We start from the raw sequence: 17,425 nt of genomic DNA, 5'->3' as shown, positions 1-17,425 counted from the left end.
GCAATCCTGTAGGAGCCGGCTTGCTGGCGATTTAACCGCGGGGCCTGAATCGCCAGCAAGCCGGCTCCTACATTCGATTTGTGTTGAGTCAGGCCTTTTTGGTTCTTGGCAGGAAGATCGCCAACACGCCCAGCAGCGGCAGGAACGAACACAGGAAGTACACGTATTCAATGCCGTGCACATCCGCCAGATGCCCCAGCAACGCCGCGCCAATCCCGCCGAAGCCAAACATCAGCCCGAAGAATACCCCGGCAATCATCCCGACATTTCCTGGTACCAATTCCTGCGCATACACCACGATGGCCGAGAACGCAGAGGCGAGGATGAAGCCGATCACCACACTGAGAATGCTGGTCCAGAACAGATCAACATGCGGCAGGATCAGCGTGAACGGCGCCACGCCCAGGATTGAAAACCAGATCACTGCCTTACGCCCGATCTTGTCGCCGATCGGCCCACCGAAGAATGTCCCCGCCGCCACCGCGCCCAGGAACAGGAACAAATGCAGCTGCGAACTGGCCACCGACAGGTCGAACTTCTCGATCAGGTAGAAGGTGAAGTAGCTGGTGAAACTGGCCATGTAGAAATACTTGGAGAACACCAGCAAACCGAGCACCACCAGCGCACTGATGACCCGGCCCTTCGACAAACCATGCGTCGCAGCCTGACCTTGCTTGAGCTTGAACAGGTTCAGGTGATTGGCGTACCAGCGACTGATCCGGTAGAGCACGAACAGCGCAAACACCGCGAACAAGCCAAACCACGCCACATGGCCCTGACCAAACGGAATGATGATCGCCGCCGCCAGCAATGGACCGAAAGCGGAGCCCGCGTTACCACCGACCTGGAAAGTCGATTGCGCCAGGCCAAATCGCCCGCCCGATGCCAGCCGCGCCACGCGGGACGCTTCCGGGTGAAAGGTCGACGAGCCAATGCCGATCAACCCCGCCGCCAGCAGAATCAATGGAAAGGTGCCGACCACCGACATCATCAAAATGCCGATCAACGTGCACACCGTCCCCGCCGGAAGCAGCCAGGGTTTGGGATGACGATCGGTGTGGTAACCGACCCACGGCTGCAACAGCGAGGCGGTCAGCTGGAAGGTCAGGGTGATCAGACCGACCTGAGTGAAGGTCAGGCCATAGCTGGCCTTGAGCATCGGATAGATCGAAGGCAGCACCGACTGAATCAGGTCGTTGATCAAATGCGCCAGCGCCACGGCGCCGATGATGCGCATGACCAGAGGGCTGCTTTGAGAAGTCGCGGATGCCGGCGTCGCGCCGGTCTGGGCATTGCTGATAGCCATGGGAATTTCCGTACAGCAGATGGGTGCACACGGGCAGGTGCGTCAATGTGCCATTTTTCAGTGCAGCAGCGCCATCCCCTTAGCCAGCTAACGAACTAAATGCCCCCCCCTTCCTTGCAGTAGCGAGCTTGCTCGCGATGATCGTCAATGATGATGCTGGGCGCCTGACACTCCTCGGCGTTCTTTCAATCATTGCGAGCAAGCTTGCTCCTACAGTCAAGTCCCAGTAATAGCGCAACGCCATGGTCTGAATCTTGCCTCCTTTATCCTCTTCAACGCGGTGCCTTACAAAGGACACCGAGAATGGGAAGTTTCGCTACAGAGTCGGCCTACAGAGCTGACGAGGGTGAACTTTCGAGGCCTTTAAAAAGGGCACGAGTCGCGGTCGCAACGATCTCGACGCACGCGATTGGTGCGTGGTGTCCATAGGAGTCATGGGGCATGCAGGCTTTTTTATCTCCGGGGATCGGGTTGCTGGGGCGTTTCGGCTTCGCCCGCAAGTTTCAGCTGTTGTTTCTGCTGTTTATCCTGCCACTCGCGGGCAGCCTGCTGATGATCGGCCAGGACTATCGCGCCAAACTGAACCTGATTTCCGGCGAGCGTGCCGGGGTCCGGCAACTGCTCGCGCTGGACGCGCTGGATAACCTGCTCGCCGCTCAGCGTGACCGCGCCGCGCGCTGGCGCGCCACCGAGACCAACCGGCAGCCGACACCCGCCACTCTCGCGGCGATGGCCGCGTTCGATGCGGTTCAGCCGGCAGTGGCCCAGGCCACTGCGGACCTTGGCAACGCGTTGCAAACCGAAGGCGCCGAGGGCGAAACACTGGCCCGCTATCAGGCGCTGCAAACCGCCCTCAATGGCCTCGACTCGAAAAGCCTGAGCAGCGTCGGCTGGTGGCCGGACGGTTACGACCGTTTCACCAATGCCTTGAGCGCTCTGCAAGCCTTGCGCGAACAGATCGCCATGGACAATCGCCTGACGCTCGCACCGTGGCTGGAAACCTACCTGCTGACGCAGATCTCCACGCAACACGCGCCGGACCTGATCGAACGCGTAGGCCGTCTGGCCAGCGTCGGCCAGGCGTCGGTGGTGTCCGGTCAGTTCACGCTGCAAAGCCGTCTGCAATTGCGCGACCTGCGCAGCCGCATCGGCGACGCCCGTGAACAGCTGATGAAAACCGCCACGCTGCTCGAAGCGCGCCTTCCCAGCGCCTTGCAGGCCTGGGCCGGGCAATACCATGACAGCCTCAAACACCTCGATGCCGAACTGAAAGTCCTTGATGACGGTGTGTTTGGCGGCAGCATCAAACTCAAGCCCGAGGAGTTCGAACGCAGCCTCGACAGCCTGCTCACCGACCTCGCTTCGCTGCGCCAGCAGTCGTTGGTCTCGCTGGATCAACGCCTGGATTACTACCACGGCTCGGCGATCCGCCAGTTCATTGTGGTGGCGGTGATCTTTGGTTGCCTGCTGCTGGCCGCGTTGTACCTGTTTATCTGCTTGCAGGCTTCGATTCGTCGCAGCGCCAACGGCATCACGCTGCTGGCCGAAGCCTTGCGCGACGGTAATCTGAGCCTGCAAGTGCCGGTTGAGGGTCGCGACGAACTGGCCGCGATCAGTACCGCGCTCAACGTCGCCGTGGTGCAACTGCGCAACAGCCTGCTGGGGGTCGATCACGAAACCCTGCAACTGAGCAACGCGGTGCGCACGCTCAACCATCATTCCAGTGATGCGTTGGGCGAGGTCGAAGCGCAGCAATTGCAGATCAGTCAGATCGCCGCGGCCGCAACGCAATTGGCCGCCACCTCCCAAGGCGTTGCCCAGAGTTGCGAACAGGCTTCCGGCAGCGCCCAGCACACCCAGCGCATTGCTGCCGACAGCAGCCGCGACAGTCAACGCACCACCGCGAGTATTCAGCAGCTCAACCAGCGTTTGAACGACACGGCGGCGGCACTCGGGCGGGTCAGTGAACAAGGCCAGCAGATTCAATTGGTGGTCGACACCATTCGCGGGGTCGCCGAGCAAACCAACCTGCTGGCGCTCAACGCCGCCATCGAAGCGGCTCGCGCCGGTGAACAGGGTCGAGGCTTTGCGGTGGTCGCCGATGAAGTGCGCAGCCTGTCGCAACGCACCCAATCGTCCACCGCGCAGATCGCCGGCACCGTCGACAGCTTGCGTAACACGGTGAATGAAGCCGTGAGCCTGATGGAAGCCGCCTGCGGCCAGGCGCAATCCGATGCGCAAGCGGTCACCGGCCTCGGCGAACGACTGGGGGAAATCGCCAGCGCCGTGCAGAGTGTCACCGACACCCTGGCGCAGATCGCCACGGCGGTCGATGAGCAAGCAACCACTGCCGACGAAGTCAGCGGCAACATCCAGCAAGTCGACCAGGCCGCCGTGCGCTTGCTCGAAGGCGCGCGGGCGGTGAATCAGGCAGCGGACACCTTGAGCCAGGGCAGCAAGGCCCTGAGCGCCAACACCGGACGTTTTCGTTTGAATGTCTAGTCCCGATTCTGTAGGAGCCGGCTTGCTGGCGATGAACGTTTACGCGGTTTGCCTGGTGAACCGCGGTGCCTGGATCGCCAGCAAGCCGGCTCCTGCAGTGCAGATCTATCGGCCTCAGGCGGCGATTACCGCTTCCGGAACACCGGGCGGTTTCGATTGAGTGTCTAGTCCCGGTTCTGTAGGAGCCGGCTTGCTGGCGATGAACGATTACGCGGTTTGCCTGGTGAACCGCGGTGCCTGGATCGCCAGCAAGCCGGCTCCTGCAGTGCAGATCTATCAGCCTCAGGGGCGATTACCGCTTCGGGAACACCGGGCGGTTTCGCTTGAATGTCTAGTTCTGTAGGAGCCGGCTTGCTGGCGATGAACGATTACGCGGTTTGCCTGGTGAACCGAGGTGCCTGGATCGCCAGCAAGCCGGCTCCTACAGTGCAGATCTATCGGCCTCAGGGGCGATTACCGCTTCGGGAACACCGGGCGGTTTCGTTTGAGTGTCTAGTTCTGTAGGAGCCGGCTTGCTGGCGATGAACGTTTACGCGGTTTCCCTGGCAAACCGCGGCGCCTGGATCGCCAGCAAGCCGGCTCCTACAGTGCAGATCTATCGGCCTCAGGCGGCGATTACCGCTTCCGGAAAGTCCTGCTCCAGCTCGGTCTTCAGCCACTGAATGAACCACGACACATCCGCCGAAAGTTCGGCGGATGGCGTCAACACACGATAGCTTTCCAGTTTGACTTCGGCGTCCAGCACCCGTACCAGCGCACCGCTTTTTAGTTCTTCACGCACCAGCACTTCGTTGGCCAATGCGATGCCCTGCCCGCTCTCGGCCACCGACAGCGCGTGGTCGTTGTTGACGTACAGCATGTCCGAGTTGAGGTGCACGTCCAGATCGTGGGCGGCGAACCACAGGTTCCACCACTCGCCGTCATCGACGTGAATCAGGTTGAGTTTCACCAGGTCGGCGGGCCCGTCGACGGGGTCGATGCTGGCCAGATATTCCGGCGTACAGATCGGGAATACACGCGGGCGGATCAGGCTGACGCGGGAATGCGCGTATTGCCCATCCACGCCGTAGACAATCCCGAGGTCGGCGCTCTTGCCATCCACATCGGTGAACGTCGAGTTGGGCTCGATGGCGAACTTCAGGCCCGGCCGCAAATGGCGCATGACTTCAATGCGCGGCATCAGCCAGCGCTTGGCAAAACCCGGCACCACCATGATGCGCAACCAGCGCTCGGCATCCTTGGGCCTAGCCTCCTTGCCAGCCTCGATCATCAGCTGCAAGGCAGCGGCAATCTTGCGGTGATATTTCTCCCCCGCCAACGTCAAGATCACACCACGAGACGTGCGCTCGAACAGCTGAATGCCCAGCCATTCCTCCAGCAATTTTACGTGCCGACCGATGGCAGGCTGGGTCACATGCAGCGCCTTCGAGGCCTCGACGTAGCTGCCCAGACGAGCCGCCGCATCAAAGGCACGCACCGCATTCAGTGGTGGTAAACGGTGGTCAGGCATGGGGTTGGCCGCCTTTTGCTATTAAATTATTTAACAGGTCGTATGTTAAAATTGAAGTTTCGCCCCCGCAACCCCTCACTGATAATCCAGGCACAGCACAACAAAAAAACAGCTGGCTCAAAACACCCGAACACATCTCGATCCTGCCCAAAAAAATAATATCCATGGCCCGACGGTGCTGCTGATATCAGCGTATTCGCAGGCGATGGGGGAATCGGAGGTAACGCATGAATGCCCTGCATTCGCTGCAAACACTGGCGGTGTCCATCCGCTCGGTGCGCAAAGTCTACGGTGATCCACAGACCGGTCCGGTCGCGCTGAAAAGCATCGACCTGGACATTCGCGACAACGAATTCTTCACCCTCCTCGGTCCTTCTGGCTGCGGCAAAACCACGCTCTTGCGGATGATCGCCGGGTTCGAGTTTCCGACCGAGGGCGAGATTCTGCTCTACGGCGAAAACATCGCCGACCGCCCACCTTTCGAACGTCCGGTCAACACGGTGTTTCAGCATTACGCGCTGTTCCCGCACATGACCATCGCCGAGAACCTGGCCTTCGGCCTTGAATCGCACCCGATGGGCAAGGTCATGAACAAGGCCCAGGTCGCCGAGCGTGTACGCGAAATGCTCGCGCTGGTGCAGATGGAACGTTTCGCCGCGCGCAAACCGGCGCAACTCTCCGGCGGCCAGCAACAGCGCGTTGCCCTGGCGCGGGCACTGGCACCCCATCCCAAAGTGTTGCTGCTCGACGAACCGCTGTCGGCCCTCGACCTCAAGCTGCGCCAGGCCATGCGCGAAGAGCTGAAAACCATCCAGGCCAAGACCGGCATCACCTTCATCTTCGTCACCCATGACCAGGAAGAAGCGCTGACCATGTCCGACCGCATCGCCGTGCTGTCCGAAGGCGAAGTGCAACAGGTCGGCCGCCCGGAAGACATCTACGAACGCCCGCGCAACCGTTTCGTGGCGGACTTTATCGGCGAAACCAACTTCATCGAAGGCACGGTCACTCGCGTCGAAAACGGCCAGGCCTGGTTTGCCGGTCCCGCCGGGCATCCGCTGCCGGCACAGCCCTGCAGCGACGTTCAGATCGGTGCCAACGTTGCGCTGTCGGTGCGCCCCGAGCGTCTGCACCTCGTGCCTGGCGACACCGGCGGCGCGCTGCCGTGCCGGATCGATGCGCAGATCTACCTCGGCACCGACCTGCAATATCAAGTCAGCCTGAGTGACGGTTCGCGCCTCACCGTGCGCACGCCCAACAGCGTCGATCGCAGTCTGCGCTTTGCCGTGGGCACCCAGGCCGGCCTGTTGTTCGACAGCTGCAGCGCCAGCGTCCTGCACGATTGAGCCCGAGGATTTGCCATGCACGCTTTACCGATCGCCAACACACTGGAGCGCCGGCGGGCCTTCCAGAGCTTTCTCGGGGTCAGCCCGGCGCTGATCGCCATCGGCCTGTTTCTGATCGTGCCGATCCTGATTGTCATCGGCTACTCGCTGATGGAAGCCAACCCCTATGGCGGGGTCAACAAAGTCTTCAGCACTGACGCCTACACTTCGCTGCTGTTCGAGCGGCAACTGGATGACAGTCTGGCCTTCGCCGATTCCTATCTGCTGATCGCCTTGCGCTCCATCGGCATTGCCGGGCTGACGACGATTATCACGTTGCTGATCGGCTTTCCGGTGGCGGTATGGCTGGCCATGCAACCGGCGCATCGGCGCGGCCTGCTGATCTTTCTGATCACCGTGCCGTTCTGGGCCAACCTGCTGATCCGCACCTACGCCTGGATTTTGCTTTTGCGTAACACCGGGGTGATCAACAACAGCCTGATGGGCCTCGGCGTTATCGACCAGCCGTTGCAATTGCTCTACACCGACGGCGCCGTGTTGCTGGGTCTGGTTTACACCTACGCGCCCTTCGTGGTGCTGCCGATTTACGCGACGCTGGAAAAGATGGACATCCGCCTGCTGGAAGCCGCGCAGGACCTTTACGCCGGACGCTGGCGCACTTTGCGCAAAGTGGTGCTGCCCATCGCCAGACCGGGGATTCTCGCCGGCGCCATCCTCACGTTCGTGCCGTGCCTGGGCGCGATGATCGCTCCGGAATTGCTGGGCGGCGGCACGCGGATGATGCTCGGCAACCTGATCTTCCGGCAGTTCAGCGATGCGCGTAACTGGCCTTTCGGCGCGGCGCTGTCGCTGGTACTGATGGCCGCCGTGATGCTGGTGCTGACGGTATATGCCTTGCGCGCCGAACGTCAGCGCATCGCCAAGGGAGGTGCATGATGCTGCGTCTATTCAAGCGAAACGGCCTGGGTGTGCAGGATTTTCCGGGCTTCGGTGGCTTCAGTTTCCTGTTCTACCTGTACCTCTACGCGCCGATCGTGGTGCTGGTGGTGTTCTCGTTCAACGCTAATCAGTCAGCGACGGTGTGGACCGGGTTCAGCCTGGACTGGTACCGCGCGGCCTTCGCCAATCAGGCGCTGCGCCAGGCGGCCGGCAACAGTCTGTTGATCGCCGTGTGCGCCAGCATGATCGCCACGGCCATTGCCACCCTCGCCGCCCTCGGTACCTCGCGCGGTGCCAGGTTCAAGGGCCTGCAACTGTCGATGGGGGCGATCATGCTGCCGCTGGTGTTGCCGGAAATCGTAGTCGGCGTCGCCACACTGGCACTGTTTTCCACCCTCGGTCTGTCCCTGGGTTACGGCAACCTGATCATCGCCCACACGGTGTTCTGCATTCCATTTGCCTACCTGCCGATTCGTGCGCGACTCAACGACATGGACCTGTCCCTGGAACAAGCCTCGGCCGACCTTTACGCCGGCCCGTGGCGGACTTTTCGCAAGGTCACCCTGCCGCTGCTGATGCCGGGGATTTTTTCCGGACTGATGCTGGCTTTCATCGTTTCGCTGGATAACTTCGTGATCTCAATGATGGTCTCCCAGGCCGGCACCACCACCTTGCCAATCTTTATCTTCGGCCTGTTGCGGATGGGCGTGACGCCCGACGTCAACGCTGTTTCGACCCTGATCCTGGGCGTCTCGGTGCTGTTCGTCAGCCTCTCGTACCTGTTGGGCAAAAAGAACACCTGAACCTTCTACGTACCGTGGGGAAATAGCATGAGCAAGTTGATTGCAAGCATCGGGACTTCGTTGTTAGTGACACTGGCCGGCAGCGTCCAGGCCGCAGAAAAGCTTAACGTAGTGAGCTGGAGTGGCTACTTTTCGCCGGAAATCCTCGCCAGGTTCCAGAAACAGACCGGCATCGAAGTCACCGTGGACTCCTACGATTCCAACGAAACCCTGCTGGCGAAACTGAAACAGGGCGGCGCGGGTTACGACGTGGCGATTCCGTCGCACCAGTTCGTGCCGATCCTGATCAAGGAACATCTGCTGGAACGCTTCGACCCGGTCAAAGAGCCCTACTACGCCAGCGTTGTGGATAACTTGAAAAAACCCACCTGGGACCCGGAAGGTGCCTATTCCGTGCCGTTCATCTGGGGCACCACCAGCGTGGTGCTGAACACCGAACGCTATAAAGGTCCGACCGACAGCTACAAGGTGCTTTACGAGCCGCCAGCCGAGTTGCAGGGACGGATCAACATGTTCGATTCGGTCAGCGAAGCCATCGACATGGCCAGCCTGTACCTGAACATCCCGCTGTGCAGCGAAGACCCCAAGCAGATGCAGCAAGTGCTGAGCTTGCTCAAGGCGCAGAAACCTTTCGTCAAGACCTACAGCTCCAAGGCCGGCTCGATTCGCGAGAACCTGGCCGCGGGTGAAATCGACATGTCGATGTTCTGGGGCGGTTCGTCGATGCGCGCCCGGGAAATGAAGCCCAGCCTGAAATACCTCTACCCGAAAGAAGGTGTGCTGGCCTGGGTCGATAACATGGTGATCCCGACCGGCAGCAAGAATCCGGCGAACGCCAAGGCGTTTATTGCGTTCCTCAGCCAGCCTGAAAATGCCGCCATGACCCAGAACTTCCTCAAGCACCAAAGCCCGATCAAGGGTGTGGAACCGTTCCTCGACGCCAGCCTCAAGGACGCCCCGGAGCTGCACATTCCCGAAGGCACCCAAGTGATGTTCAGCAAGACCTGCGGCGAAGGCGCGATTCGCCTGGCCGACCGTCTCTGGACCAGCCTGATGCGTTGATTTCAACCGCCCCGTCGCGGTGACGGGGTGTTCCTCCAGCCGTCCGAAAGGCAGCGTTGCAATGACTTCTAATAACATCAGCGAACTGGTCCTGCTGCAGGCCCACGAACTCGCCGAACGCATTCGCCTGCGCGAGGTTTCCTGCCGGGAAGTGATGCAGACTTACCTGGCCCATATCGATCGTTTCAACCTGAAGGTCAATGCGCTGATCAGCCTGCAGGCGCCGGAAGACTTGCTGGCCCAGGCCGACAGGCGCGACGCCGAACTGGCTCGGGGCGAGTACCGTGGCTGGATGCATGGCTTGCCCCATGCGGTCAAAGACCTGTCGCTGACCCGTGGCATCCGCACAACGCTGGGTTCGCCGCTGTACAAGGACTTTATTCCCGATCGCGACGGGATCATGGTGGAGCGGCTGAAAGCGGCCGGCGCAATCATCATCGGCAAGAGCAACACCCCGGAATTCGGCCTCGGCTCGCAAAGTTACAACCCGCTGTTCGGTGCCACCGGTTGCGCTTATGACCCGGGTAAAACGGCCGGCGGCAGCAGCGGTGGCGCAGCGGCGGCGCTGGCGATGCATCTGGTGCCGGTGGCCGATGGCAGCGACATGATGGGCTCGCTGCGTAACCCGGCCGCTTTCAACAACATCTTCGGTTTCCGCCCGTCCCAGGGCCGCGTGCCCTTCGATGACAGCGCCGACCTGTTCATCGATCAGCTCGGCTACGAAGGCCCCATGGGGCGCAGCGTGCGCGATGCCGCGTTGCTGCTGTCGGTACAGGCCGGCGCCGATGCCCGGGCGCCGCTGTCCATCGCCGAATCCGGCAGCGCCTTTGCGGCGCCGCTGGAGCGCGACTTCAAAGGCACGCGCCTGGGTTGGCTGGGAGATTTCAACGGCTATCTGCCAATGGAAAAAGGCATTCTCGACCTCTGCGAAAAAACTTTTGCCGACTTCGCAAGCCTCGGATGTCATATCGAAGCGGTGCAACCGCAGTTCGCTCCGCAACAGCTGTGGAGCAGTTGGCGAACCTTGCGTCATTGGATGGTCGCCGGCTCGCTGGGCGCGATTTACGCTGACACGCAAAAGCGCGCACAGTTGAAACCGGAAGCGTGCTGGGAGATCGAACACGGTTTGAAACTGTCCGCCAGCGAGGTGTTCAAGGCGTCCGTGGACCGCAGTAACTGGTACCGGGCGATCTCCCGACTGTTTGAAGAGTTCGATTACCTGCTGCTGCCCAGCGCTCAGGTGTTTCCGTTCGATAAAACCCAGCCATGGCCGACGTCTATTGAAGGCGTGAACATGGACACCTATCACCGCTGGATGGAGGTGGTGATCCCCGGCACCTTGTCCGGCTGTCCGGTGGCGAATGTGCAGGCAGGGTTCAATTCGAACGGTTTACCGATGGGGCTGCAAATCATCGGCAGGCACCAGGCCGACTTCGCCGTCCTGCAACTGGCCCACGCTTACGAACAGGCGAGTCGCTGGTTCCAGCGCTGCCCTTCGCCGCTGTTGAACGAGGGATTTTGATAAACGGTTGATAGCGTAGATAAATTTTTTAAAAAAGCGCTTGACGCATATTCGTTTCCCGCGAATAATGCGCGCCACTTGGCTACATAGCTCAGTTGGTTAGAGCATAGCATTCATAATGCTGGGGTCCGGGGTTCAAGTCCCTGTGTAGCCACCAAGTACTAAAAACGGCTTACCGAAAGGTAGGCCGTTTTTTTATGCCCGGAGAAAATGCGCAGGCCCCCACTTCCGACAAAAATCCTGTAGGAGCCCGGTTTACCGGCGATGAGGCCCTTAAGTCCTGCATCAATTTTGCGGCCGCCATCGCCAGCAAGTTACTCCTATAGGAGCTGCCGAAGGCTGCGATCTCTTGATCCTGATGGCGAGGGAGCTCGCTCCCGCGCCACAACAACGTCCGGCGCTACTCCGAACGCCGCGCTTTCAACCGCCGCCCCAACACATCCAGCACATCACACCCATCCCGCAACGGAATGGCGCAGAGCAATGCAAAGTCACTGAGGATGAAGGACTGACACTCGATCGAGCCACGCATCGACAGGTTTTCCATTACCTGGGTGACGGCGCAGATTCGATAGTGGGCCGCGTCGTATAAAACGTCGAGTGGTGCGAGGGTATCGACGAACAGGGTAGGCATGTCGTCGCAGTTGCTGGTCAGTGCCATGAAGCGGCTTTTGGGTGGAGGAACTGGTTTTTCGTAGGGTGGATCGGGGTGAAGATTTGTCATTTTTAAACCTCTGGTAAGAAGGGAAGCTACCATCTGCCTTCCTACAGGCTTGGGTGGCAGCTATACGCGGGGTAGGAATATCGAGACCAGAGAACTCGACCACACCGAAGCGTGCCCGCGCACAGCCGCCGCAACTGATCTTACGGACGCATGTTGATGGCCGCAATTCAAGTGTCGACGCCAAAGCGTCCTCTCTAGTTTTGAAGGGTTCCTACACCCCATCACTGAAATTTCAGTGACCACCAGAGACTATCGATGGAGCGCATTTCCCACCAGTTCATGGAAACCGCTACAACTTGAAGGAAACTTCCGACGACCTTACCCGGAAATTTCGCAGCCTGTAAGACCGCCTTCGCGGGCAAGCCTCGCTCCTACAGAGTCGTGGCACAACGCCAAAAAACCGGAACGCCCCCAATCCTGTAGGAGCGAGGCTTGCCCGCGAATTGAGCGCGAAGCGGTCAAAAAATCTTCCTGCCAAATAGATAACTGGTGTCACCAAGTGGATTGATCTTCAAGGCTGGCCCTATGAATGTCTTCCTTCCACTCAATTGCCGCCAAGCGAAAGATTTCTTCGAAAAAAGACCGTGGACAATTCATCTCGTCCCAACCATCGGGGAGAGACGAATACTCTTCAGGATCATGCTCAAGCAATGCTTGGAAGTCATAATTCTTATCCTGAAGACTTTCTCCCAAACACTTATAAAGAAGATACCTGTGGCGATATGATCTCTTCCGAGACAGACAATACTTGAGTATTAACTCTTCGCGATCAGCTGGATCGTTAGGGTCGTATTTCTCGAGCTCCTCCCCAAGCGTCTCTTCACGATCATAAATATCGAAACACCCCAGAAAATATGAGGGTGTAGGGATGTAAGGCTGTTCAGTGCCAGGGTCAATAAGCATCGCTTTTCCTACTTTATGGGGTACAGCGTGAAAGGCACGCCAGACTCGTCAAATTTCATTTCGAACCCATCACTCTGGACATGAACGCGGTAGAACTTCCCGGCCTTCCCCTCAAACTTTCCCTTACCGTTTTCATCCAGCGTGATCGTCGTCTGTTCACCGCCATCCATCGCGATGACATCAACCTGGATATTGCCCAGCGGAATGTCATAGACCGATTCGAACTTGCTCTCGATCAGTAGAATCCCGTTCTTCGGACACTGCGCGACGGTGGAGAAAAAGTCGTCATCACCACTGCTCACCGACTTGGTGGTGTCGCCGACTTTGATGAACCGCTCCATGCCTATCAGCGAAGGCTTGTCCAACGCCCGGCTGACCCGGTCGGCATTGCGACTCAACAAGTGCCCAAGCTGCAGGCGATACAAGCCCAGCGTGTCCTTGAAGCCGTCGAGTTCCTGCTCGATGCGCGCCACGGGCTCCATCAACGCACCCAACGGCGGGCAATGGCGTAAACAATCGGGTCGATCACAGGCAATCCCTCGCACAGAAAATGGCGCGCGAGACTGTGCGGGGGATAAGGAGAGAAAGAAGTCAGGAAAGTAAGAAGCGGATGTAGGGCAAATCGCTAATTAACGGTTTTGCAGGTGACGGCGTCTAAGGGATAGCTAAAAGCTTCGCCGGCAAGCCGGCTCCTACAGGGGGATATGTCGTGTGCAAAATCATTGGCCCACACAAAACCTGTATCGGCCACCTGCGCCTGTCACAACCGCATCACCGCCAACGCGGACAACCCCCGCTCCCATATCTGCCACGTCCGCAGCCACACCATTGCCTGCCAGTCGCTGTCGGCGGGATAGAACTGCTCCAGCAGATTCAGTTTGATTTCACGCCCTGGCGCATCACTCGGATTGCCGTACAGATGCAGCCAATGGTCGTCGCGCAAATGACGATGAACCTCTGCCCCCGGATAAGTCCCGCACTCGATCACGAAGGGCATCAATCGCACCTGCGGCAGTGCGTCGACCAGCGCCTGCGAGGTATAGCCGGTTGCTGTCGCCGCCACGCCGGTTTCGCTCAGCGTGTCGGCGCCGGTCAACAGCGTGTAGAGCCACGGTCCGTAGATCGCCTGCGCATCCGGCAACGCTGGATAAGCGGACTCGGTGATGGTCAGCAACATCGGATGGCCGTATTCCCCGGCGCCGGTGTGCAAATCGAAGCACATTGCGACTTCGGCGTGAGCGACATGTTTTTGAAGGATCCGGTGCAACGTGCGGTTCGACCAGCTCGGCGCCCGCCCGCCGTAAAACAGTCCGTCGGGATGACTGTGCTGGCCGCCCTCGACAATCGACATCACCGCCGGCCAACCGTGTTCCTGGATCTGCTGATCAAGCAGCGCATCGGCGCGATCACGCTCCGGGCCTGTCAGCTCAGTGCAGGCATAGATTTCATGCAGCGCGGCGTAGGCCTGATTGTCCGGCAGCGGATGTTCGAAATTCAGGTGATTGCGATTGAGGTCGATGTTGTCTTCGTTGACCCGACGCAGCCACGCCGTGCCCCAGGGATTGATCAGATGGACAAACACCACGGCGACATCGGCCGGCAATGAACGCTTGCCCAATTCCTGCATCCACTTGATCTGACAGCCCGAGCCATAGAAGCCTTCGACCCCGTGAGTGCCACTCAACGCGATCAGCAAGCGCTTGGCGCCCGGATCACCGAGCACCGCCACATCGGTGCTCAGAGGTTCACCGAACGGGCCTTTGAGCGGGTGTGGATACTCGGTCAATGTCGCACCGGCCGCATTCGCTGCTGCCAGAAACTGTTCACGCTGAGCGCCATAGCTCGGCTGTGCGGGGAAGTCGGTCTGCATGTCTGCCTCTTGTTGATCTTCTGACGCGTCTGCTGCCCTTGACCCTACAGAAAATCCGTCGACGGATGAAGGACAAAAACGCCTATGGTTTGCGTCACTGACTGTCGGCCGATAAAGTCCACTGACCTTTCCCACGGACGGAGTGCCCCGCGTGTTTACAGCCATTCACTGGAATCGCTATCGCCTGTCAGCCCTTTCGCTGATTGCCAGCACGTTGACTCTTGCAGCGTGCAACGCTCCGCCCGCTTCGACGTTACCCCTCGCACCGGAAACCGCCTCGGGCTATCGCACCGGCTTGCAGACCCGGCACGCCTCAAAGCATATGGCCGCAGCGGCGAATCCGCTTGCCGCCGAAGCCGGACGAGCGATGCTGCGTCAGGGGGGTTCGGCGATTGACGCCGCGATCGCAATGCAAGCCGTGCTGACGCTGGTCGAACCGCAATCCTCGGGTATCGGCGGTGGTGCGTTGATCGTGCTCTGGGACGGCAAAACCGTGCGCACCTACGACGGTCGTGAAACCGCGCCGGCCGGCGCCACCGAAAAGCTGTTCCTGCAAGCCGACGGCAAACCGATGCCGTTCACTCAGGCGCAGATTGGCGGTCGCTCCGTGGGCACTCCCGGCGTATTGCGGGCGCTGGAACTGGCCCATCGGAAACATGGCCGCCTGCCATGGGCGCAGCTGTTCGAGCCGGCGATCAGGCTCGCGGAGCAAGGTTTTCCCATCTCGCCGCGCCTGCATCAGTTGATCGCGTCGGACTCGTCCATGCAGCGTTCGCCAGACATGATGGCGTATTTCCGCAACGCCGATGGCAGCCCGAAAGCCGTCGGCACCCTACTGAAAAACCCGGCGCTGGCCGCCGCGTTCAAACGCATCGCCAAGGAAGGTCCCGATGCGTTGTACAAAGGCCCCATCGCCCAGGAAATCGTCGCCAAGGTTCAGGGCCACGCCAACCCCGGCAGCCTGTCGCTGAACGACCTCAACGGCTACACCGCCAAGGAACGCGCGCCGCTGTGCACCGACTACAAACGCTGGCAGGTCTGCGGCATGCCGCCGCCGTCGTCGGGCGGCATCGCCGTGGCACAGATCCTCGGCACCTTGCAGGCCCTGGAAACCCGCGACCCGCGTTATGCCCTGGCGCCACTGAAGCCGGTCAAAAGCACCCAGCCCGCCGGGACCGAACCAGCCCCTGAAGCCGTGCACCTGATCGCCGAAGCCGAGCGCCTCGCTTACGCCGACCGTGCACAGTACGTCGCCGACAGCGATTTCGTACCGGTCCCTGTCAAAGGTCTGGTGGACCCGACGTATCTGGCCAGCCGCGCCGCCCTGATCGGCGATCGCAGCATGGGCACAGCCAAGCCTGGCACACCACCGGGCATTCAGGTCGCCTATGCGCCGGACCGTTCACCGCTGCGCATTTCCACCTCGCAAGTGGTGGCGGTCGATGACCAGGGCGGTGCGGTGTCGATGACCACCACGGTCGAATCCGCATTCGGCTCGCACCTGATGGTTCAGGGCTTTCTGCTCAACAACCAGATGACCGACTTCTCGTTCATCCCCGAAGAAAACGGACAGAAAGTCGCCAACCGCGTCGAACCCGGCAAACGCCCGCGCTCGTCCATGGCGCCCACCCTGATCTTCGACCGCCAGAGCGGCGAACTCCTCGCCACCCTCGGCTCTCCTGGTGGCTCGCAGATCATTGAATACGTCGCCAAATCCACCGTTGGCCTGCTCGACTGGAACCTCGACCCGCAAACCGCCATCAACCTCCCCAACTTCGGCAGCCGCAACGGCCCGACCGAGCTGGAACAGGGGCAGTTCAGCGCGGAGACGATTCAGGCGTTGAAGGACAAGGGGCACACCGTAAGCGAGATCGACATGACCAGCGGCACTCAGGCGATTGTCCGGGTCAAGGATGCGCAGGGGAAAGCGTCGCTGGCGGGTGGGGCGGATCCGCGGCGGGAGGGGGAAGCGTTGGGGGATTGAGTCGTACGCAGCAAGGATAGGGCTTACCGGGAGGTAGGCCTTTTTTACTTATTCCGTTGCAGTTTTTAACTTCTCGCAGAGAGCGATTAGAGATAATTTTCACACCTCCGTCGAAAATAGCCCTATAAATAAGGGCTATTGAGGCCTTCATTAGAGATAACCTCCTGTAGCCTCAGAGATAAATTTCATATGCCTGAATTTTCCCATCATGAACTTCAGCTCCTGAATCCGACGTTCGACTCACCGTTGGTGGATGTCTTGAGTGAGTTGGAGCACCTACGACGACTGCGCCTGGAAGGCGATACTCCAGCCCCGGTGTTTTTCCAACTCAAGGCAATCTTCCATACGCTAGAAAGCCTAGGGTCAGCACGGATTGAGGGCAACCATACAACGCTTGCCGACTATCTCGACAGCAAAATCGAAGGTAAGGCAACGGACAGTGATCAGCTGCGTGAAATTGCCAACATCGAAAAAGCCATGAGCTATATCGAAGAAATCATGCGGCCTGGTGAACCATTGACAGAACGGACCATTCGCGAAATTCATGCGATGACTGTCGAGGAACTGAAGCGCGAAGGCGACCGAACTCCAGGCGCCTACCGTCAAACACCAGTACGTATCGCGCAGTCAGATCACCTTCCGCCTGAAGCTGTTCAGGTTCAGGGATACATGCAGGAACTGGTTGCGTTTGTGAATAACAACGACCTGCCGAAATACGATCTGATGAAGATCGCCTTGGCTCATCATAGATTCGGTTGGATTCACCCTTTTGGAAACGGCAATGGCCGTGTAGTGAGACTACTCACTTACGCACTCTTGATGAAATACGGGTTCAACGTAAATACAGGCGGTAGAGTGCTGGACTTGCCCCTACCAAACCGGACACCAACTCCCCGTTAAATTGATGTTCCCGCTAAGCGCCTGAACTCCCTCGGTGAACGATATTTCAAGGCG

General features: G+C 59.6%; 13 protein-coding genes, 1 tRNA gene and 3 pseudogenes. 11 read left to right on the top strand and 6 right to left on the bottom strand.

The genetic code is table 11. The annotated features are described in order from the left end of the window. Positions 1-88 precede the first annotated feature (88 nt). Positions 89-1,306, bottom strand: coding sequence for an MFS transporter (locus tag FBY04_RS20050; protein WP_084320406.1), 1,218 nt, complete (start codon positions 1,304-1,306; stop codon positions 89-91). Positions 1,307-1,747: 441 nt separating this feature from the next. Here FBY04_RS20050 and FBY04_RS33290 point away from each other — a divergent pair. The 3 genes and pseudogenes from FBY04_RS33290 to FBY04_RS32395 form a co-directional block, all read left to right on the top strand. Further along, positions 1,748-2,944 (top strand): annotated as a pseudogene (locus FBY04_RS33290) (methyl-accepting chemotaxis protein); the annotation flags it as partial. Then, positions 2,942-3,808, top strand: coding sequence for a methyl-accepting chemotaxis protein (locus tag FBY04_RS33285; RefSeq protein ID WP_371927834.1), 867 nt, complete (start codon positions 2,942-2,944; stop codon positions 3,806-3,808). The pseudogene FBY04_RS33290 and the gene FBY04_RS33285, both read left to right, overlap by 3 nt. After that, positions 3,801-3,968 carry a hypothetical protein gene (locus tag FBY04_RS32395; protein WP_178118298.1) on the top strand — a complete coding sequence of 56 codons (168 nt, stop codon included), beginning with the start codon at positions 3,801-3,803 and terminating at the stop codon, positions 3,966-3,968. Before FBY04_RS33285 ends, FBY04_RS32395 begins: the two co-directional genes overlap by 8 nt. A 444-nt stretch (positions 3,969-4,412) precedes the next feature. On the opposite strand, the gene FBY04_RS20035 is transcribed toward FBY04_RS32395, so the two are convergent. Continuing rightward, positions 4,413-5,318 carry a LysR substrate-binding domain-containing protein gene (locus FBY04_RS20035; protein WP_145316493.1) on the bottom strand — a complete coding sequence of 302 codons (906 nt, stop codon included), beginning with the start codon at positions 5,316-5,318 and terminating at the stop codon, positions 4,413-4,415. A 227-nt stretch (positions 5,319-5,545) separates the two neighbouring features. Between FBY04_RS20035 and FBY04_RS20030 the strand changes: the two genes are divergently transcribed. From FBY04_RS20030 to FBY04_RS20005, 6 genes are all read left to right on the top strand, one after another. Further along, positions 5,546-6,664 carry an ABC transporter ATP-binding protein gene (locus FBY04_RS20030; protein WP_145316491.1) on the top strand — a complete coding sequence of 373 codons (1,119 nt, stop codon included), beginning with the start codon at positions 5,546-5,548 and terminating at the stop codon, positions 6,662-6,664. Positions 6,665-6,679: 15 nt separating this feature from the next. Then, complete coding sequence (locus FBY04_RS20025; RefSeq protein ID WP_145316489.1) at positions 6,680-7,600, top strand: ABC transporter permease; 921 nt, start codon at positions 6,680-6,682, stop codon at positions 7,598-7,600. Beyond that, the gene (locus FBY04_RS20020) at positions 7,597-8,406 is read left to right on the top strand and encodes an ABC transporter permease (protein WP_084320399.1); all 810 of its coding nucleotides are present in this window, start codon (positions 7,597-7,599) and stop codon (positions 8,404-8,406) included. The genes FBY04_RS20025 and FBY04_RS20020 overlap by 4 nt, the downstream gene beginning before the upstream one ends. 27 nt (positions 8,407-8,433) lie before the next feature. Beyond that, entirely contained in the window at positions 8,434-9,468 is a 1,035-nt protein-coding gene (locus FBY04_RS20015; RefSeq protein ID WP_084320398.1) for an extracellular solute-binding protein, read from the top strand. Positions 9,469-9,529: 61 nt separating this feature from the next. Then, positions 9,530-10,990, top strand: coding sequence for an amidase (locus FBY04_RS20010; RefSeq protein WP_145316487.1), 1,461 nt, complete (start codon positions 9,530-9,532; stop codon positions 10,988-10,990). Between the two features lie 80 nt (positions 10,991-11,070). Next, positions 11,071-11,147 (top strand) — tRNA-Met (locus FBY04_RS20005). A 243-nt stretch (positions 11,148-11,390) separates the two neighbouring features. On the opposite strand, the gene FBY04_RS20000 is transcribed toward FBY04_RS20005, so the two are convergent. From FBY04_RS20000 to FBY04_RS19985, 4 genes and pseudogenes are all read right to left on the bottom strand, one after another. Beyond that, positions 11,391-11,714, bottom strand: coding sequence for a hypothetical protein (locus FBY04_RS20000; RefSeq protein WP_084320395.1), 324 nt, complete (start codon positions 11,712-11,714; stop codon positions 11,391-11,393). 492 nt (positions 11,715-12,206) lie between these two features. Next, entirely contained in the window at positions 12,207-12,617 is a 411-nt protein-coding gene (locus tag FBY04_RS19995; RefSeq protein WP_145316485.1) for a hypothetical protein, read from the bottom strand. A 44-nt stretch (positions 12,618-12,661) separates the two neighbouring features. Then, positions 12,662-13,099 (bottom strand): annotated as a pseudogene (locus FBY04_RS19990) (hypothetical protein); the annotation flags it as partial. Positions 13,100-13,377: 278 nt separating this feature from the next. Further along, complete coding sequence (locus tag FBY04_RS19985; RefSeq protein ID WP_145316483.1) at positions 13,378-14,487, bottom strand: DUF2817 domain-containing protein; 1,110 nt, start codon at positions 14,485-14,487, stop codon at positions 13,378-13,380. 151 nt (positions 14,488-14,638) lie between these two features. On the opposite strand from FBY04_RS19985, the gene ggt reads away from it, so the two are divergent. Both ggt and FBY04_RS19975 read left to right on the top strand, forming a co-directional pair. Further along, a complete protein-coding gene (ggt, locus tag FBY04_RS19980; protein ID WP_145316481.1) occupies positions 14,639-16,471 on the top strand; it encodes a gamma-glutamyltransferase in 1,833 nt (610 codons plus the stop codon). A 189-nt stretch (positions 16,472-16,660) separates the two neighbouring features. Then, a pseudogene (locus FBY04_RS19975) lies at positions 16,661-17,335 on the top strand (Fic family protein); the annotation flags it as partial. Between the last annotated feature and the right edge of the window lie 90 nt (positions 17,336-17,425).

Source organism: Pseudomonas sp. SJZ080 (assembly GCF_007828295.1).
In the GTDB taxonomy this organism is placed as follows: Bacteria; Pseudomonadota; Gammaproteobacteria; order Pseudomonadales; family Pseudomonadaceae; genus Aquipseudomonas; species Aquipseudomonas migulae_A.
Note: the sequence above shows the minus strand (reverse complement) of the source record. Positions and strands in the feature narration are given on the sequence as shown.